Annotated in this window: 1 protein-coding gene; it reads right to left on the reverse strand. The window is 38.2% G+C overall.

The features are described from left to right. A partial coding sequence (locus R7044_RS24860; RefSeq protein ID WP_225455953.1) for a replication initiation protein occupies positions 1-493 on the reverse strand: 493 nt, incomplete at its 3' end. Between the last annotated feature and the right edge of the window lie 319 nt (positions 494-812).

Below are 812 nucleotides of genomic sequence, written 5' to 3' on the forward strand. Positions count from 1 at the left end.
ACTTAAAATCTTCCAGGTGTATCCCTCGTTCCCCAGTAGAGTTGAAACGCATCAAGAGCTCATAGAGTCTAATCGAGTGTGCAGATTGAAGATTAGCTATATTTCTAAGTTTATATTTTGTAAATCGACTCTGTAACTGGCTTATATACTTAAGTACATCATCAGACCAAGTTAAAGTTATGACTCCCTCACCTTTCAACTTCTTTGCTTTCTTTTGAATCCAGTAAAGCTCAACTTCTTCCTGCTCATCTCGCAATACAATACTTGACTTAAATAACGCGTCAGCAGCTTTATACATCTCTCTATGTGCATTCTTCATGTCAATACACATCAACTCAGAGAACTCAGAAGCTGAGAGTCTAACTTCTTTGGGGATTTCACTTCTGGAGTCTAATTTAGCTAGACATGCTAATACTAACTTTTGCGCCTGAGCATTTAGCTTATAGCTAGCATCTACCAGGCAGTTAGATTTACTTACAGATAGATTACTCACATTACACCTTATGGTGGATTGGTATTTATTTAGTCCACCTTACATAAAGGAGGACTAACTTTCAACTAGTCCTCCCAAACCTGTGAATACCACCGTAAATCTGTCCACTTACCACCGTAAATCTGTCCACCCAAGAACCGTAAATCTGTCCACCTTTACCGTAAATCTGTCCACCATAGATCTCTGTAGCCCTTAGCACATAAGGGCTTCGGGACCATTAAAAACAAGAATAAAAAGAATAAAAAAGATTATTAAAAAGAAATTCTGTTGTGAATAACAACGATGCTACGGATGAATGTGGAAAAACTGGAACGGGCAA

Source organism: Vibrio sp. 1402 (assembly GCF_033340275.1).